The following is an 18123-nucleotide window of genomic DNA, read 5'->3' as shown; positions in this document are numbered from 1 at the left end:
TCATTGGTCATTGGTCATTGGTCATTGGTCATTGGTCATTGGTCATTGGTCATTCCTAAGAGATTAGGGTAGAGTTAAACAATTTAATGGGAATAACTTTAACTCCAGTAACTTACTTGATTTTTCTATTTACCAATCAACCGTCACCGGAAAACCTCCAAACAAATCTTGGTGATGCCCAAATCCAGTCCAAAAGCAGTGTTAGGGGAGAAAGGGCAAATAACGCCCAGAAAACTGCTGTAGACATAAAGAAATGATTTCGCAGAATAAAGGTTAAAATCGCAATACTGACAGCCCAGAGTAAACGACTCACCCTGGCATTGGGAATCGAGCGAGGATCAGTTAACATAAACAGGGCAAACAACAAAAACGAGCCACTCATCAACCGATGCGCCCAAACATCCCACGTCCAGCCCAACCAAAGATTGCGAACACAAAGTTTGAGGCTGATATACTGGGTCAGCAAACAAGTCGCGATCGCAACACCAATAAACTGAGGCTGTAATGTCCAATCTCTCGTACCAATACCCAATACCAGGAAGAGTGAGAGAAACAGAATCTGATAGTCTCTGGGATCATGTTGCTGCATTTGAGAACAGGAATAGAAAAAGGGAAAGGAATTCAGACGCCAGCCCGGTTCTGAACCTCCAATCCCTAGAAAAGCGATCGTGTACTGAATTGTGCCTGTAATCCTGTTGCCAGTATGTCCTCCCTTGATCTTTACCTCTGACTTGTTACAGTTTTTGTAACTGTACTTAAGCTCAACCCAAAGACTCCGCCAAAATCCGGCGAATTTGAGTATCTACAATATCGGGTTGTTCCACCATTGCCAGATGACCACAATTAGGAATTTCAATCACATTAGCACCGCCATTTTGAAAAAGCTTATGGAAGCTAGCCAGATGGCGTACATATTTGGGAGCCATTACTCTATCATTCGCACCTGCCAAAAAATACACAGGCTGCTGAAGCTGTGAGACCATTTGAGGCAAACGGTGAACCTCAGCCTCGGTTGTCGAATCCAAGAGACTCCTCAATGCTGCTTCTGGGTGAGCCACAACAAAATCAATCACCCGTTGTCGTCCCCAACGACGTGCCAGGGGATGCGCCACCTGTGCCCGTGTAAACAGTACATCAATCAAGGGCAGATAACATAACCACTGAGGGCGGCGTTTGACTAACTGTTTCCCTACATTCCGAAATCGTTCAAACTCTTCTTTTAAATAAATGCCACCCCCCGCATTCAGACAAATCACCCCCTTGACCCGTTCTGAAGCCACTGATGCACCCCACAAGGCAATACTGCCACCTAGAGAGTGACCAATCAGCCAAGCGTTATCGATATCCAGCTTTTCGAGTAGAATACCCAAGTCCCTAGCATAAGCCGCAAGGCTGTAGTTACTGGTTGATAAACGAGTGGCATCAACGTCTGCCGATGTTAATGCCGCATTATCCTTCGCACTCGCCCCGCCAGAGGTGGTAGCCCTCAAAGCCGATTCGGTTTTTGGTGGTTTATCCGTTGGGGATTGAGAATCACCAAATCCCCGCAAATCATAAACTAAACATTGATAATCATCATCTAATCGATCAATCAGTGGTTGCCAATAGTTACGACTTAAAAGCCAGCCATGGATAAAGACCAAAACTGGGGATGAGGATGCCTTGGGAGGCGTTAATTCGTAGGCGTGGGTAGCCCCTAGAATCTCAATCGTTGCCATATATCCATCCTATCCGAGAATTGGGACAGGTGGTCAAGAGGGTGATGGGGTGAGGGGGTGAGGGGGAGACGCACAAAGCACCATATCATCAACAGCTTGGGCGAAAGTTCCTCAACCCGCCTCGACAGACTCAACCATCAAAACCGACGCCCTAATAATCGCTGTCGAACGCTTTCGGCAATCTTCTGACCTAAATATTCGGGAATCAAGTTTTCATTGGGACCGAGCAAGTAGAGAATGAGGCGGGTACGTCCACGCCAGACGAGTAAGTTAGCGTTGACGACGAGTAAGTCTTCTTGCCAGACGGCGTACATTACCTTATAAAATAATCCCGGCTGGTTATCAGCTTCAATTAACAGGGCGGGTAGATGAAATACTGGATCTACATAGAACTCAGTTTCGACTTGTTCTAAGCCAGCATCCAGATTAAATTCCACCGCCAGCATTTCTTCGACTTCAAAACGTCCTGCTAACGCCTCCCGAATGGCACGGCAGACATTATCGGCTGTTTTGGGGGTCAGGGCTTTGCTACCACGGGATACGACTAGCTTGATGAACACCAACATGGGGGGACTGATTTGACCATGAAGACTCAGGCTGTGAATCGTCAGTCCATAAGCCGCTAAAACTCCAAAAATATCACTGAGGAGAAAAGACTGGTTACGGTAGGCAAAATGTAGAGCGCTTTTCGAGCCTTCGGGTTTGATCTCAATAACGACACGCCGAGTTTTGTAGAGTTTATAAGCCAGTCTCAAGTTTTGCAATTGGATCTCACTACTGACAAACTGCTCATAAAATTCTGGAAACGCCCGGTTGAAGCGCTTTAGCAGTTCTAGTGTTGATGATTTCAGACCCGCAGCCATAAGTAGGGGGAGAAGGCGTTCGCTTTGGTTAAAAGCTTTTAGGATACACCAGCAAGCTCAGCCTCAAAGCAAAAACCTGCCGTATCTGGTTAATCTCTCACAAATTCGGCACAATAGCCTCAGTCTAGCTGAAGAAGGTCTTGCCCTGAGTCACGATTTGCCACTGACCGCCAAACTTTAAGTGTAGGCGATTAGCGTAGGGATAGGGTCAAATTTGGTGTTTACATAAGAGGTTGTTGCTTGCTTGGCTGCAAGAGCAAGCTTTGGTCATAATGGTTATAGGAGCCTATTGCGCCAATTGTGGTAGGATAAGCATGTCAGGTGCAAGTTGTCACGACCGGGGGTCACTCCGAAAGTTATGTATAAAAAGTTATGCATGATCACAGACAACTCCCCACACTGACTTGCCACACTGACTTGATGGAGTGCAGTGTGGAGTAATTGGCTGTAATCAAAAAGCTGGAAACCGTTACCCATTATTGCCCAAAATTGGGTAGACATTTGTCCCGATAGAATTTGCGGCAAATTATATGTATACTTTATTGGTATACCTATCCAGCCAAAAACTACAGCTAGGTAGGTGAAAAAGATAGCCTGAAAAAGATAGCCTGAAAAAGATGGTTCCGCCAGTTAGGTGGGGTAGAGCCTGTGGACTGGTTGAGTGCCGTCACTGCCAGAGTGAAGCAGGAAGTAAGCGTCAAGGATGTCCACTTGTGGGCAACTCTGGATAAGTCTTATGTAACGGCTTCTGAAAGCCTTTGTCATTAGCCTGAGTGCTACCGTTCAAAACGTCAAAGTTTTGAGTAATCGTCAAGCTAACCCGTTAAATACGTCTAGCCGTAAGTAGCTTGGGCTAGGTCTTGTGTAACGGATAACCAGTATAAAATGCTATAGCCACATCGGCATGGGTTTTTGGAAGAGCTTTTTTGGCAGTGCTGACACTGCTTCGACATCAACAAAATTTGAAGGGGATGCCATTTCAAATTTCAGCGAGTCTCCGGCGTCTGGCGATCGCGCTGATAATGGGCGTATCCTATTTAGTACGGATCGAGAATTTGATCTGTATGAATTAGAGGAGCTTTGCGACGCCGTGGGTTGGTCACGACGACCGATGCGGAAAGTTCGTAAAGCGATTCAATATAGTTTCCTCGTCGTGTCCATGTGGCAACAGCGAGGGAACACGAGGCGTCTGATTGGTTTTGCCCGGGCTACGTCTGACCATGCCTTTAATGCCACAATTTGGGATGTGGTGGTTCACCCCCAATTCCAAGGTAAGGGGCTGGGTAAGGCGTTGATGAAGTACACCATCAAGAAACTTCGCAGTGAAGATATCAGCAATATCACTCTCTTTGCCGATCCCCAAGTGGTCAATTTTTATCGGCAAATGGGATTTATGGCTGATCCCGAAGGCATCAAAGGCATGTTCTGGTATCCTGACTAATTTTTGTGCGATTGAGACTGGGCAAATTGGACGCTAAGGTATATTATCAAGATATGCATCGGGATGTAGCGCAGCTTGGTAGCGCGCCTGCTTTGGGAGCAGGATGTCGCAGGTTCAAATCCTGTCATCCCGATTTTTTAGAACAAGTTATAGCAGTAGACATATCGATTAGGACACATCGATTAGGACTTTCGGCATCTTTGTAGAGACGTTGCATGCAACGTCTCTACATAAACGTCTCTACATAAATGATGTGTCCTAACAGCTATGGCGGTTGCTATAAATTAGAGCAAATAAAAACAAAGGGACTGGCGTGGTTTTTAGTTAATCTATTATAGTAACATTAACCCAAATCTTCAACAAGAGGAACTCTAGGGAATTGAACCCAGTCAGTTTTCTTAACTCAGACAAGACTAGGAACGTTCAGGTTTACCTGACTCAACTCTCGTCACTGGTGACAGCTAAACGTCAATCGTAACTATCGTCACTATCGATAGTGCCAGGAAAACAGCCTAGCTCAAGATGGATAGACTCTATCTTACGATTTCAAGCGATTTCTTCAATTCACGAGAGAGATGTCATCATCAAGTGAGAGCGGTATCCTAGTTTTAATGAGATAGTACGCAAGAATTCAAGAGGCAATTGTATGAAATCATTAGTTCGCTGGAGTGCAACATTAGGCTTAGTGGGGACGACTCTCCTAGGCTCCTTTTTTGGTGGAAATCTGCGAGCGCTGGCTTTGACCGAACAGCAGGTGATGGAAAAGTTACAAACCGTACCTGTATTTACGGTTACTGATGGAGAAGGCTCACCCTTAGTCGCCTCTATTCCTAATCAGAACAATCAGAATGAAGCAGTTGCAGGTGTCTTTATTAGCCAGAGGGATGCAGAAGCCTTTGTGGAACGATTGAAGCGGGAAAAACCTGAGTTGGGTAACCAAGTCCGGGTCGTGCCTGTATCGTTAGCAGAAGTCTACCAACTTGATCAACAGAGTCAAAACCAACCTAATGGTCTAGATTTTGCCTATATTCCAGTGCAGCAGCAAGTGCAGTCAGCCCAACAGCTTCTGGGTCAAGGGCAAGAATTTCGGGGTGTCCCTCTGTTTGTGGCAAAAGGAGGTCAACAAGGAGGGTATTTAACGATTCAACAAGAAGGTCAGCAAGTCATTCCCTTTTTCTTTGACAAAGAGCAGTTGCAGAACTTGGTTAACCGTTTTAAGGAACAACAGCCTAACCTGGCTTCTAGTGTTGAGATCCAGGTTGTGCCGTTAGAGGGTATTATTAATACGTTAGAAACTCAGGATAACCCTCAACTTGAGCAAATCCTCCTTATTCCGTCGCAAGAATCTCTACAATTTTTGCGTCAATCTTCTTCTGAATAGCTCTAAACTAGCCTAAAGGGAGCCAGGTAAACTACCCATGGCTACAACGCCAGAGCCATCCTCTAGGACATTTACTGTGGTATCCGGTCAAGATCTCTGGCTGTGGCGACAACAGTCCAAGATGTCTGCTAGAGAGGCGGGTATTTCTGTCGCTGAAGTAGATTGGTTACTGCAAGAAGTCGCAGGACTTGATCCTCTATCGCTGCGCCTAGAGTCGTTTAAGGCGCGATCGCACATCGAATTACGTTACCCGCTGTCAGTTCTTACTCAACTCTGGCAGCGGCGTCTTTGTGACCGTTTGCCTGTACAGTATTTAGTGGGGATCACGCCTTGGCGACGTTTTTCGCTGCATGTGTCCCCTGCTGTTTTGATTCCTCGACCGGAAACAGAATATATAATCGATTTGGCGGTAAGTGCGACGGGGCAAAGTCAAACTCCCCATCTCGACGCTGGAGACTGGGCAGATTTAGGTACAGGGAGTGGTGCGATCGCGTTAGGATTAGCGGAGGTGTTTCCTGATGCCACAATTCACGCCGTTGATTACAGTAGCGATGCTCTCGCTATTGCCCAACTGAATGCTCAACAGTTAGGATTTGAGTCAAGAATCCAATTTTATCAAGGGTCGTGGTTGTCCCCCTTGGCAGCACTTAAAGGTCAATTGAGTGGTATAGTGTCTAACCCTCCCTATATTCCTAGAGATGAGCTACAACAGTTACAGCCAGAAGTGCGGGATCACGAACCTCTTATGGCACTGGACGGGGGAATGGATGGTCTAGACTGCATTCGACATCTGATTAATACGTCTGGCGATTACCTGCGTCCTGGGGGCGTTTGGATTGTAGAAATGATGGCAGGACAAGGTGATACCGTTGCTCAGTTATTACATCAACAGGGACGTTATTGTCAGATTCAGATTATTCCCGATTTAGCCGGAATCGACCGTTTTGCTTTGGCTTATCGGCAATCATAGGTCATAGGTTCTAAATCAGACAAATGAGATCCTGTTCAGAAACACCCTTGATAAAAATGTCTAAAACGAGGGTTTTAACCGCATGGCAATTCAGGGCAATCCCTAGGACATGATATGACAAAGGACAAAGGACCAAGGACCAATGACAAATTTTGACTTCTGCCTTAATGTCTAGCAAAATATTATATATTTTCCTCAAGCTCTTGGAGTATTCTCTACCTGAATATGACTCATGTCTTTATGTCTGCCCTAGTAGCTGGCGCTAATTCTGGTCAGATCGTCAGCTTTCCCACCGACACGATACCCGCTCTCGCTGTACGACCGGATTACGCAGAATTGATATTTACGCTGAAGCAGCGAAGCAATAACAAACCCTTAATTTTAATGGGTTCATTCCAATCATCACTTTGGTCTTATGTCAAGGGGACAGACGCCGAATTAGAGATTTGGCAGCAAGTGGCAAAGCAATATTGGCCCGGAGCCTTAACCTTAGTGTTACCCGCTTCGGATAAAGTTCCCGCGGCGATGAACCCCACAGATCCTACCACGATTGGCTTGCGCGTCCCCAACTCTAGAGTCGCGATCGCAATTTTGTCCCAGACGGGTCCTTTAGCCACAACAAGCGCCAACGTCTCTGGGAAACCTCCCTTACATACAATGCCAGAAATTGAGGCACAGTTCCCTCAAGTGCTGACCCTCCATCCCACGGAATCTACAGAATTAGAGGAGCCTCACTCCAATACCCTGGACATACCCTCTACAGTGGTGAAATGGAAAAGAGACGGTTGGCAAATTTTGCGCCAAGGCGCTGTCTCATTCGACTGTTCCCTGTCTAAGGGGTGATGACGATGGGGAAAACGGGCTATGCTTGAGCTGAAGGCGGGTATGGCAAGAATAAAAATAGAATTCATTAGTCTACTACCCCAGCCAAATAAAAGATTGTGGATGGGGACTCCCGCGAATTACGTTGAAAAGTTTGAAAAAATATGGGCAACATGGAGCTGATCTATCTGGTAGTCGGTATTGTCATGGGACTTGTTGTCAGCCGCGCTACTCGTTCCAGCAAACAGCCAGAAGGTTCAACGATACCAGAACCGCAACTGTCAAAACCCGAGGAATCCCAGCCAGCTAAGGCGGAACCCGTGAAAGAGGATGAACTACAGCCTCTGAAGCAGGAACTCGAGCAAACCCGACTGGCTTACCAAATGGCGCATGAAATGAGCCAGTATAAAGCTGGCTTCTTGGCGCGGACATCCCACGAACTGCGCTCACCCCTGAGTAGTTTGATGGGGATGCATCAGCTCATTTTGTCCGATTTGTGTGACTCACCGGAAGAAGCTAAGGAATTCGTGGCTCAAGCCCATACCTCGGCGCAGAAGATGGTAAAACTTTTAGATGAGGTGATTGCTGTAGCCAAAACGGAACACGGTACTAATCGTCTAGAGACTCGCCCTCTGCAATTGAGCCAATGCTTTGAAGAACTCGAAGTCCTCACCCACATGCAAGCCGGGAATCGTAATCTGCGGCTGAAAGTGATTTCCCCTGACCCAGAAATAGAAATATTAGCTGATCCCCGGCGTTTTCGTCAGGTATTAGTGGGAATGGTGGACAGCGCTATTGTACAAATGGAAGAAGGGACGATTCAGGTTTCTACAGCCAATTCTGACAACCCCCAGATGGTGAATATCTGGATTGATGTAGAATGTCCCAACTCGATTTGGAGTGAAGCCGTTGATTTACTCTCCGACACTAATGACTCAGAGGAACAAGAAACAACTTCATCAACAACCTCACCCGGTATGAATTGGTTGATGGTGCAAACCTTGGTGGAGATGATGAAGGGACGCTTGGAACTACTACCTATTCCTGGGAAAGAACCAAGCGACGATTCAGTTACAGACACGGGTATCCGATTACAATGTTCTATGCCTCTAGCAACTCCGGAGATGATCGAACGGGTGTTGGCAGAGCAGTCATGAGCGGTTGATTATATAGCACCATTGTGGTTGTTGAGTTACATTCAAAACCAATGCGTTCGTAGAAGCGTTGTTGATGAGTGGTCATTAAATAAACGCGCTCAATCCGACAGAGTTTGGGGTGACTGAGGACTGTTTCGACTAGCTTGCGTCCCAAGCCAACGCCGCGATAATCGGGGTGAATGACAACATCCCAAATCGTGGCGCGGTAAATCCCATCGGAGGTGGCGCGAGCAAATCCAATCAGGCGTTGGTCATCCCATACGGTAATTACAGGTTCACTATTCGCGATCGCGATTTTCCAGTCTTCAATGCTGCGATCCTTTGCCCAGAAAGCACTGAGGCGAAACAGAGCCTGGAGTTGGACATAATCGACTTGAGCGGCGCGATCGCCAAATTGAATAGTACGGCAATCCATGTTTACCTAAACTCCTTTTTGGTGGTCAAAGGTTATCTCACTCGTGATGCAAATGTCTCGATCTTTTCAGTTGAAGATGTACCCCATCTCAGTTTGGTTAACTTGGGAAAAAACCTTCCGAATTTAGTTTGGAGACTACTCACCTGAGTGTTAATTGGTTTTAGGGTTAGGGTAAATTTTATCGGGACTCAGGTGGGGTAATTGATTTTCTGTCCTATTGTGAGTTGACTACTTAATTTCTGTCACCAAAGATTGTAGCGTTTCTAACAATAAATGCAAGAGAGAGAAACGTTTTTTTGTGAGGAAATTATAACATTTGAATGACCATATCATAATTGTTATTTGGTGTCAAATTATTGGCAAATTACTGTCAACTTCTAGGGTAAGGATAGCGTTCGCGCAGCGTTCCCGAAGGGTAGCGTAACGCCCAATCAATAAAGCTTGGATAGATAAAAACCATACAAAGTAGCAAGCGAGACGCCAAAGTATAGCACTACCGGGATACGTTAGGACATTCCCCTGTTGCCTGTTGCCTGTTGCCTGTTGCCTTTTCACCCAATTTTATTGTCTTAACCTCAGTACGTAATGCTATAGCGAGCGAGACGCTCGCACTACTGTTTCCCGTTGTCTGTTGCCTAATCTCAACCGTTAACTTTAATGAAAGTCTGACTACTTAGCTGAGGTGGTTTATTCGTTACAGGATAAAAAAAATGGTATAAACCGCTTCGACAGCCTGGAATCATTTTGTCATACAACTATCAAGCTAAGTCCTGGATTTGCGTAATACACTTTGATTGATTCCCCCAATGAAACATCTATATATCAACACTTAAACTAGCTTTGCTGTCAATCCGGATATGTATTACGTTTAGCCGAAGAATGGAATGATGCCGTTAAAGAACTACCCTCTACTCCTTGGCAGGTTCAGGGTTCATGGTTGATGGTTCATCGCAATCAACAATCAACAATCAGCAATCAACAGGCGGCGTTCATTTTTCCTCTCAACTGGGGAAAAGAGGTCAGGAAACGCCGTCCAATCTGGTCAGCTTAACCTGTCCCAGGTTTGAGCTAAATAACGTGCGATTGGGGTGCAAGGTAAACAGTTGAGGATAAGGTTTATCGATGCAACATTCTCAAGGTATTGCGACTTACGAAACAGTAAATAATGGTTATATCAGACGGCGACAACTTCAAGGAAATGCTGGTAGTTTACTCTTATGGGGTTTAGGGGTTGGCGCGGTTATCTCAGGTGATTTCTATGGTTGGAACTATGGTTTAGCCTCCGGAGGATTCTGGGGGTTTAGTATTGCCGCTGTCTTGATGGCAATTATGTATCTCTGTTTGGTCTATAGCAGTGCCGAACTCTCCACCGCCCTCCCCCATGCGGGCGGATTCTACTCGTTCACCCGTTATGCCCTCGGTCCTTTTTGGGGCTTTATTTGTGGGATTACCGTCACGATTGAATATGTCCTGGCTAATGCGGCGCTGGTGTTCAGTTTGAGCAATTACCTCAAGCCCTTATTTCCCAATCTGCCCAGCTTTTTTATCTGGGTATTTGCCTACGCTGTTTTTTTGGCAATTAATATCCGAGGGTTTGAACTGAGTGTGACAGTCTGTCTTTGGCTAACCATCATCGCGATGACAGTATTAGCCATCTTCTATGTGAGTATGCTGGTTTCAGGTGAATTCAATTTTGACCTGCTGTTTAATATTCCGGCTGAACTGGGACAATCAGAAACCTGGTTACCGAATGGCTGGTTTGGAGTGTTTGGCGCGATTCCTTTTGCGATATGGTTGTATCTGGCGATTGAACAATTACCGATGACGGCGGAGGAAACCGATAATGTGCCTCGAAATATGCCAGGGGGAATGATTTCTGGTATGTTTACCCTGATTATTCTGTCAATTTTCACCGTAGTGATTAACTCCGGTGTTGGCGGGGGCGCGGTGGCGATTGGGCAATCGGATGCTCCCCTGCAAGATGGGTTAGAGGCTTATTTTGGTGTCGGCGCGACCAGTACTATTGTCACAGCCTTGGCGCTGATTTGTGGTTTAATTGCCAGTCTCCACGGTAATATGTTTGCCTACGGACGGATTATTTTCTCCCTATCCCGTGCTGGGTATTTACCCCGTTGGTTATCGGTGACGAGTAAAAGTCATACCCCCCATCGGGCATTAATTGCTGGGGCGACGATTGGATTTATCTGTGTGCTACTGGTGAGTACCGGTATTCAAGCTGTCGATGCTGTGATTTTGAATATGGCTGTGTTTGGGGCATTAATTTCCTATATTTTGGTCATGGTTAGCTACATGAAGCTAAAAGGGAATCCCTATTTACCGAAACCCTACGAAAGTCCATTGGGAACAGCGGGAGCATTTGTGGGTTTGGCTTTAGCCACATTTGCCCTAGTTGCTTGTATGTCTATACCCGATTACCGAGGTGGTGTTTGGGGGATTGGCGTAGCGCTGATTGTGGCAAGTGTTTACTTTTTAGTGTTTCGCAGCAATCGACTGGTGGCTCAAGCCCCGGAAGAAGCGACGGCGTTGGGATTAACGGGGTATCAGGAGTAGGGGTTTGGTCACCAAATCCCTGGGTTTGGTCACCATCTGTAGGGGCAATTCATGAATTGCTCCTACTTCTTAATTTTTGTGTAGTGTCTTACATCTTTTTTTGTCTAAAGTCAAATAAACTTGGTTGAGGAATATTATTGTTTATTTCAGTTTTTCTATTTTTATTGAGTTACATTAAATTATTGACGCCAATGGATCGCTATACCCTCAATTGTTAAAGACTTCATCAAGAATTGATACTCATTTTTAAAGACTTAGTAAAGTTTGCCTCATCTTGTTGATCAGATTAGGGGATTGGAATAATATACAAACAGAGAAAAATACACGTCATACGGTTGTATTACAGGCTACAGAAGCCGACCAACTCAATCGTGACAGATACTCTATCCCTCTGGTATCGCTAGAGCAGAAAAAATTGATGATTTTCTGAGACTATAGTCGAGGAACGTTCAACAGTTCATGTCAGGCCCTGGTGATGGAGGCGAGTTATGGGGAGTGCATCTAAGATTGTCAAAAATAAATCATTTTCGTTGTATCTCTCTAGCCATAACCCCTTGTATAATTAAGTTTTTTCAGAGTTTTCTAGTTCTATTTAAGTTTTGAATAACGGACACAATCCAGCGACTATAATGCCGACATGGTGGCTCCAATATTATTGGGTTTCTGATCAGAGTTTTATCCACCCCTTTGATCAGTAAAGACCATAAATTAAAATCCGGTTAGCGGTTAAGCAATAATTTTAAAAATTATTGCTTAACCGAAATTCGGAATTGAATTGGGACGAATTGTATGAAGTATGTGACAGACAAAAAATTGACTCATGTATCAGCCCCAAAAATAGCCAATAGCTAGATTGATTGTGAATGGGACATCACCAACTTAAGCCAAAAATAACGACCACTATAAACCTGTTTCAAGGAGAAATTATGATCAAGCCTTTCTGTAAATCATCATTAGAAATTGATCAACTCCACGGTATTCCGGATACAAGCAGAAAACGTGAATTACAGCAGCGACTTGAACAGTTAAATCAAACCCAAACCGACTATCCCGCCGATCAATGTATTCATCAGTTAATTGAACAAGCAGAGCGTCGCACACCGGACAAAATAGCGATACGGTTTGACGCGCAAACCATAACCTACCGGGAGTTGAACCGCCGCGCCAATCAGGTTGCCCACTACTTACAAACGCTACAAGTCGGACCTGATGTACTGGTGGGAATTTGTCTAGAGCGATCGCTAAATATGGTGATTGGTCTATTGGGAATTCTCAAAGCTGGGGGCGCTTATGTCCCCCTTGATCCCGCCTATCCTCAAGAACGTTTAGCATTGATGATTGAGGATTCCCAAGTCCCTGTCATCGTCACCGAACAAGACCAACTCATCAGGTTACCTGACACCCAAGCCCAAGTGGTTTGCTTAGACACAGATCAACAGACAATTGCCAAACATAGTCCAGAGAATTTAGACAGTGGCGTCACGCCCGACCATTTAGCCTACACCATCTATACCTCCGGCTCGACCGGTAAACCCAAAGGCGTCCAAGTGCTGCATCGTGGGCTGGTAAATTTCCTCACCTCAATGAGTGTCGCCCCCGGACTCACCCCCAATGACACCCTGCTGGCTGTCACCACCATCTGCTTCGACATTGCTGGATTGGAACTGTATTTACCCTTAATCGTTGGCGCAGATATTGTCTTAGTAACGCGAGATGTCGCCGCCGATGGGACTCAGTTAATCCCGGTTTTGCAAGCATCCGGTGCTACCGTCATGCAAGCCACCCCCGCCACTTGGCGCATGTTATTAGCCGCAGGGTGGCAGGGGACTCCCCAGCTTAAAATTCTCTGTGGGGGGGAACCCATGTCCCGCGAATTGGCGCGTCAACTTCTAGAACGCTGTGATTCCCTGTGGAATATGTATGGACCGACGGAAACCACAATCTGGTCAGCCGTGCATAAGGTAGAATCGGCGGAAAAGCCCATCCCCATTGGTCGCCCCATTGCCAATACCCAACTTTATCTGGCTCATCCTGAGCAAAACTCATCTGACCCGATTAGATTTGTACCTGTGGAAGAACCAGGAGAATTGCTGATTGGTGGGGTGGGTTTAGCACGAGGGTATTTTAATAGACCTGATCTCACCGATGAAAGATTTATTCCTGACCCCTTTAGTTCAGAACTGGGTGCCCGTCTCTATCGCACTGGAGACTTAGCCCGATACTTACCCGATGGGACTCTCGAATGTTTAGGTCGCTTGGATCACCAAGTCAAAATTCGCGGCTTCCGGATTGAACTCGGTGAGATTGAATCCGCCCTCTATCAACATCCCGGTATCCGAGACGCGGTGGTTGTCGCCCGTGATGACAGTTCTGGCGAAAAGCGCTTAGTTGCCTATCTCGTCAGTGACTTGGACGTCGAATATGTTCCCCTAGAAACAAAATGCTGGGTGGCGTGTGAGGGGAATCCAGAAATTGAATTAACCACCAGCAATTTCTCAGTCAATAGTATTCGGTTACTTCATGCTCCCGCCACTTGGCGAAACGGTCAATCCTTGACGCTGCGTTGTCAGTTTCCGGGCGTTCCCGATGAACTTGAACTGACTGGAACCATTGCCACAAAAGCCCTGGAATGGGTAGATGTTTCCCTAGACACCACCTCCAGCCAACAGACATGTTTACGTCAGAGTATCAAACACATTACCCAAACCCAGGGATTAGCCGTTCATGACTTACGCCGCAAAGAACCCCGCACTCCTCTAACGATTAATTGTCTGGCGGAATTAGAATCGGGTGAAAAAGTCCAGGTGATAACGCAAAATATTAGCCAAGAGGGAATTTGCTTAAAGGCAACAACGGCTAATCCTTGGCAAATAGATCAACGCCTATTGCTACGATTACAATTACCCGGAGGCGAAACTCCATTATGGTTGCAAGGAACGGTTGTCTGGCAGTTTGAAGACTATGTTGGCGTTAAGTTTGATACCACAACCAGCCAGAAGGCGAAACTCTATCGCAGCTTAGGCAATTTGCGGACAGAACCGCGTATTCCGCTCCAGGTCAAGGGTCGTGCTGAATTTGAGTCGGGTCAACAAGTGGAAGTGACTACGCAAAACTTCAGCCGGAATGGAATTAGCTTAAAGGCACTCACCCCGACATTTTGGCACAACAACCAACCCGTACTTTTGCGGGTAAAATTGCCAGGGGTAGACAATCCCTTGTGGCTGCAAGGCACGGTTGTTTGGCACGCTGAGGAAAACGCTGGGGTAATTTTTGAGACCACACCTACCCAACAGGAGCAAATCCATCAGAGTATTGAGCTTATGGTCAAAACTCAAGGATTATCCCTGGCGCAGTTGCGATCGTTCCTGAGTGATAAGCTACCGACTTATATGGTTCCCTCGACCTTTGTGTTAGTAGATAGCTTGCCCCTAACACCCAACCGTAAAGTCGATCGCAAGGCGTTACCTGACCCGAACCAGGCGCAACAGGTAGCTCAGGATACCTTTGTCGCACCGCGCACACCCGTTGAACGGGAGTTAGCCCAAATCTGGGCAACTGTATTAGATGTTGAGCGTGTGGGTGTGTATGACAACTTCTTTGAACTAGGGGGACATTCGCTGCTGACGGCGCAACTGTTATCGCAGGTGCGAGAAACGTTCCAACTGGAGTTACCCTTGTTTGCTCTGTTTGAAGCGCCTACAGTGGCGGAACTGGCTCAAACGATTACCGCTAAGACTGACGCTGATCCGTCAGATGCGACAAAGGTGACGGGTACAATCGCGGTCACGAATTTAGTCAACGATGCCGTTTTGGATGGGACGATTTATCCAGAAAAGCCTTATCGTCAACCGGACACCGCACCGGAAAAGATTTTGATCACAGGTGCGTCAGGTTTTCTCGGCGCGTTTTTATTGCGGGAATTACTCCAGCATACGAATGCTACCGTCTATTGCTTAGTCCGTGCCAAAACGCTAGAGGCGGGTCAGCAAAAAATTGCCGCGAGTTTCAACCGCTATTTACTTTCATCAGATAAGTTGGAGTCGCGGGTTGTACCTGTGTTGGGCGATTTAGCTCAACCTCGGTTGGGACTATCGGAGTCGCAGTACGAGGCGTTAACCAGCGAGATTGACTGCATCTATCATAATGGAGCGTTTGTCAACTTAATTTATCCCTACAGCGCTTTGCGAGCCGCTAATGTCTTGGGAACTCAGGAAATTCTCAAATTAGCCAGCCAAACCAAGGTTAAACCCGTTCACTTTGTCTCAACGCTGGATGTGTTTCAATCGCCGCGCTATGCTCAGATGTCAGTGATTTTAGAACAGGATGATTTGGAGTCAGGGGATGACCTATCTGACGGTTATGCTCAGAGTAAATGGGTGGGTGAGAAGTTAGTTAAACAAGCCCACGCACGGGGGATTCCAGCGTCGATTTACCGACCGGGTATGATTACCGGACATAGCCAAACCGGGGCGTCTCAACAGGGAGATTTGATTGACCGATTAATTAAAGGGTTGATTCAATTGGGAAGTGCGCCAGAGTTGGAGTTAAACCTGAGCTTGACTCCTGTGGACTATGTGTCCCAATCTATTGTCCATCTGTCCCAGCAACCGGATTTATTCGGTCAAGCCTTTCACTTGGTTAGTCCGGAGATGGTATCCTTACAGCAACTCGTGGACGAAATCCGGGCTATTGGTCATCCGATTGAATGGATGGATTATTCTACCTGGCAAGACAAGCTCGTCCAGGTGGCTAGTTCCCAGCCTGACAATGCCTTGAGTCCATTGGTGTTCCTGTTTACTCAATGGGTGGGTGAAAACCAACGCCCCTATCTGGAAACGGCGGCTTTAGTCTCTCAGGCGTTTGACTCCCAGAATACGTTAGCGGGTTTAGCCGGAACGAATATTGTCTGTCCGTCAGTCAATAGCCAGGTGATTCAGGCTTATCTGAACTATAACCAGTTGGTCTGATTACCTGACCAGATCACCGATTTCTGGGATCTAATTCCCGTTTCCGTTAATCTGGTGTATGATTGCCGATTGGAGGTGGGGGCACTGCCGTGCCCCTACAGGATAGAATACCTGCTCATCTTTGACTGCTATAATTTATGGCTAGCTTTGCTTAACAGGTTCCTTGGCTAAGAACTTCTCCAATTCTGTCAACGCATCCGCATCAACCTTGGTTTGCATCGGGCAGAACTTGGGTCCACACATTGAACAGAATTCAGCGGTTTTATAGATATCTGCTGGCAACGTTTCGTCGTGATATTCTTTTGCCCTGTCGGGGTCAAGTGCTAACTCAAACTGACGGTTCCAGTCAAAGTTATAACGGGCGCGGGAGAGTTCATCATCTCGGTCCCGTGCGCCGGGACGCTGGCGTCCAATATCGGCAGCATGGGCAGCTATCTTATAGGCAATTAAGCCATTTCGCACATCTTCAGCATCCGGTAGTCCTAAGTGTTCTTTCGGCGTCACATAGCACAGCATGGCTGTCCCATACCACCCCGCCATTGCTGCCCCGATCGCGGACGTGATATGGTCATAACCGGGAGCAATATCAGTCACCAAGGGTCCGAGCACATAGAAGGGTGCTTCAGAACACTCTTCCATCTGCTTTTTCACATTAAACTCAATTTGATCCATCGGCACATGACCCGGACCTTCCACCATCACCTGCACATCATGTTCCCAAGCGCGGCGAGTTAGTTGTCCCAAGGTTTTCAGTTCTGCCAATTGCGCTTCGTCAGAGGCATCATGAGTACAACCTGGACGCAGGGAATCGCCTAAACTGAAGGAAACATCGTACTTCTTGAAAATCTCGATAATATCGTCGAAGTGGGTATAGAGAGGATTCTGCTTATGATGGTGCAGCATCCACTTCGCCAGGATACCGCCACCGCGAGAGACAATCCCGGTGAGGCGATTTCTCACCAAGGGTAAATGTTCAATCAGAAGTCCCGCGTGGATGGTTTGGTAATCAACTCCCTGCTGGGCATGTTTCTCAATAATGTGGAGAAAATCATCCGGGGTCAGGTTTTCTATCGTACCGTGAACGCTTTCTAGGGCTTGATACACGGGCACTGTACCAATGGGTACAGGGGAAGCATTGATAATCGCGGTGCGGATTTCATCCAGGTTTCCGCCCCCCGTGGATAAATCCATCACGGTATCGGCGCCATATTTAACCGCCAGGTTCAACTTGGCGACTTCTTCGTCAATATTGGACGAATTAGGAGACGCCCCAATATTGGCATTAACTTTACACTTAGAGGCGATGCCGATACCCATCGGTTCTAAGTTGGTATGGTTAATGTTGGCAGGAATAATCAATCGTCCCCGCGCCACTTCATCCCGAATCAGTTCTGGGGAGAGGTTTTCCCGGCTGGCGACATACTGCATTTCCTCGGTAATCACACCTTGGCGGGCGTAGTGCATTTGTGTAACATTACCCTGTCCTTGCCGCTTAGCGACCCATTCTGATCTCATATTTAGATTCCTTTATAATAAACCGCTTCCCTCCGCTGGTCTTAACCAGTCTCAGGTTCTCAGGGTGTAATCTCAGCCTGGTTGCTCAGGCACCCCTAGCTTTAGTTGTTCATCCTACCACTAGGCTTGGGTGAGAGGATCAAGCTTTATAAAAGTTTACGTTTGTAGTTACAGCACTTCCCATTGACGATAGCGGGGCGAGTCGAGAAAATTAAGGAATTTCCCCTTGATTATAGCGGGGCGAGTCAAGAAAATTAAGGAATTTCCCCTTAACGATAGTTCAGCGACTCGCCCCTACAAGGT

General features: G+C 46.7%; 12 protein-coding genes, 1 tRNA gene and 1 riboswitch. Of the genes, 8 read left to right on the top strand and 5 right to left on the bottom strand.

What is annotated here, in order from left to right; all coding sequences use genetic code 11:
• Positions 1 to 136 precede the first annotated feature (136 nt).
• From ACLFWI_RS11125 to ACLFWI_RS11115, 3 genes are all read right to left on the bottom strand, one after another.
• On the bottom strand, positions 137 to 589 hold the full coding sequence (locus ACLFWI_RS11125) for an RnfABCDGE type electron transport complex subunit D (protein ID WP_446413005.1): 453 nt from the start codon (positions 587 to 589) through the stop codon (positions 137 to 139).
• A 172-nt stretch (positions 590 to 761) separates the two neighbouring features.
• Positions 762 to 1718, bottom strand: coding sequence for an alpha/beta fold hydrolase (locus ACLFWI_RS11120; protein ID WP_446413004.1), 957 nt, complete (start codon positions 1716 to 1718; stop codon positions 762 to 764).
• A 137-nt stretch (positions 1719 to 1855) separates the two neighbouring features.
• Complete coding sequence (locus ACLFWI_RS11115; RefSeq protein ID WP_446335109.1) at positions 1856 to 2581, bottom strand: hypothetical protein; 726 nt, start codon at positions 2579 to 2581, stop codon at positions 1856 to 1858.
• Positions 2582 to 3485: 904 nt separating this feature from the next.
• Here ACLFWI_RS11115 and ACLFWI_RS11110 point away from each other — a divergent pair.
• From ACLFWI_RS11110 to ACLFWI_RS11085, 6 genes are all read left to right on the top strand, one after another.
• Positions 3486 to 4022: a GNAT family N-acetyltransferase gene (locus ACLFWI_RS11110; protein ID WP_446413003.1), complete on the top strand. Its 537-nt coding sequence runs from the start codon at positions 3486 to 3488 to the stop codon at positions 4020 to 4022.
• 59 nt (positions 4023 to 4081) lie between these two features.
• A tRNA-Pro gene (locus ACLFWI_RS11105) sits at positions 4082 to 4155 on the top strand.
• A gap of 513 nt (positions 4156 to 4668) precedes the next feature.
• Positions 4669 to 5403 carry a Tic22 family protein gene (locus tag ACLFWI_RS11100; RefSeq protein ID WP_446413002.1) on the top strand — a complete coding sequence of 245 codons (735 nt, stop codon included), beginning with the start codon at positions 4669 to 4671 and terminating at the stop codon, positions 5401 to 5403.
• A gap of 37 nt (positions 5404 to 5440) precedes the next feature.
• Positions 5441 to 6373 carry a peptide chain release factor N(5)-glutamine methyltransferase gene (gene prmC, locus ACLFWI_RS11095; RefSeq protein WP_446413001.1) on the top strand — a complete coding sequence of 311 codons (933 nt, stop codon included), beginning with the start codon at positions 5441 to 5443 and terminating at the stop codon, positions 6371 to 6373.
• 225 nt (positions 6374 to 6598) lie between these two features.
• The gene (locus ACLFWI_RS11090; RefSeq protein ID WP_446413000.1) at positions 6599 to 7216 is read left to right on the top strand and encodes an L-threonylcarbamoyladenylate synthase; all 618 of its coding nucleotides are present in this window, start codon (positions 6599 to 6601) and stop codon (positions 7214 to 7216) included.
• 143 nt (positions 7217 to 7359) lie between these two features.
• Positions 7360 to 8352, top strand: coding sequence for a sensor histidine kinase (locus ACLFWI_RS11085; protein ID WP_446412999.1), 993 nt, complete (start codon positions 7360 to 7362; stop codon positions 8350 to 8352).
• Here ACLFWI_RS11085 and ACLFWI_RS11080 read toward each other — a convergent pair.
• Positions 8297 to 8767 (bottom strand): GNAT family N-acetyltransferase, encoded by a 471-nt coding sequence (locus ACLFWI_RS11080; protein ID WP_446412998.1) that lies wholly within the window; start codon positions 8765 to 8767, stop codon positions 8297 to 8299. The two genes, ACLFWI_RS11085 and ACLFWI_RS11080, sit on opposite strands and share 56 nt — an antisense overlap.
• Before the next feature lie 1122 nt (positions 8768 to 9889).
• Between ACLFWI_RS11080 and ACLFWI_RS11075 the strand changes: the two genes are divergently transcribed.
• Together ACLFWI_RS11075 and ACLFWI_RS11070 are read left to right on the top strand one after the other, a co-directional pair.
• Complete coding sequence (locus ACLFWI_RS11075) at positions 9890 to 11338, top strand: amino acid permease (protein WP_446412997.1); 1449 nt, start codon at positions 9890 to 9892, stop codon at positions 11336 to 11338.
• A 926-nt stretch (positions 11339 to 12264) separates the two neighbouring features.
• Positions 12265 to 16305 carry an amino acid adenylation domain-containing protein gene (locus ACLFWI_RS11070; RefSeq protein ID WP_446412996.1) on the top strand — a complete coding sequence of 1347 codons (4041 nt, stop codon included), beginning with the start codon at positions 12265 to 12267 and terminating at the stop codon, positions 16303 to 16305.
• 141 nt (positions 16306 to 16446) lie between these two features.
• On the opposite strand, the gene thiC is transcribed toward ACLFWI_RS11070, so the two are convergent.
• A complete protein-coding gene (thiC, locus tag ACLFWI_RS11065; RefSeq protein WP_446412995.1) occupies positions 16447 to 17820 on the bottom strand; it encodes a phosphomethylpyrimidine synthase in 1374 nt (457 codons plus the stop codon).
• 10 nt (positions 17821 to 17830) lie between these two features.
• Positions 17831 to 17927, bottom strand: a riboswitch (TPP riboswitch).
• Positions 17928 to 18123 lie beyond the last annotated feature (196 nt).

The organism is Coleofasciculus sp. (assembly GCF_046539235.1).
Classification (GTDB): domain Bacteria; phylum Cyanobacteriota; class Cyanobacteriia; order Cyanobacteriales; family Coleofasciculaceae; genus Coleofasciculus.
Note: the sequence above shows the minus strand (reverse complement) of the source record. Positions and strands in the feature narration are given on the sequence as shown.

What these genes read in the sequence shown, in the direction of transcription:
- ACLFWI_RS11125 (WP_446413005.1), bottom strand. Translation starts at nt 589, where the DNA reads ATGCAGCAACATGATCCCAGAGACTATCAGATTCTGTTTCTCTCACTC.
- ACLFWI_RS11120 (WP_446413004.1), bottom strand. Translation starts at nt 1,718, where the DNA reads ATGGCAACGATTGAGATTCTAGGGGCTACCCACGCCTACGAATTAACG.
- ACLFWI_RS11115 (WP_446335109.1), bottom strand. Translation starts at nt 2,581, where the DNA reads ATGGCTGCGGGTCTGAAATCATCAACACTAGAACTGCTAAAGCGCTTC.
- ACLFWI_RS11110 (WP_446413003.1), top strand. Translation starts at nt 3,486, where the DNA reads ATGGGTTTTTGGAAGAGCTTTTTTGGCAGTGCTGACACTGCTTCGACA.
- ACLFWI_RS11100 (WP_446413002.1), top strand. Translation starts at nt 4,669, where the DNA reads ATGAAATCATTAGTTCGCTGGAGTGCAACATTAGGCTTAGTGGGGACG.
- prmC (WP_446413001.1), top strand. Translation starts at nt 5,441, where the DNA reads ATGGCTACAACGCCAGAGCCATCCTCTAGGACATTTACTGTGGTATCC.
- ACLFWI_RS11090 (WP_446413000.1), top strand. Translation starts at nt 6,599, where the DNA reads ATGACTCATGTCTTTATGTCTGCCCTAGTAGCTGGCGCTAATTCTGGT.
- ACLFWI_RS11085 (WP_446412999.1), top strand. Translation starts at nt 7,360, where the DNA reads ATGGGCAACATGGAGCTGATCTATCTGGTAGTCGGTATTGTCATGGGA.
- ACLFWI_RS11080 (WP_446412998.1), bottom strand. Translation starts at nt 8,767, where the DNA reads ATGGATTGCCGTACTATTCAATTTGGCGATCGCGCCGCTCAAGTCGAT.
- ACLFWI_RS11075 (WP_446412997.1), top strand. Translation starts at nt 9,890, where the DNA reads ATGCAACATTCTCAAGGTATTGCGACTTACGAAACAGTAAATAATGGT.
- ACLFWI_RS11070 (WP_446412996.1), top strand. Translation starts at nt 12,265, where the DNA reads ATGATCAAGCCTTTCTGTAAATCATCATTAGAAATTGATCAACTCCAC.
- thiC (WP_446412995.1), bottom strand. Translation starts at nt 17,820, where the DNA reads ATGAGATCAGAATGGGTCGCTAAGCGGCAAGGACAGGGTAATGTTACA.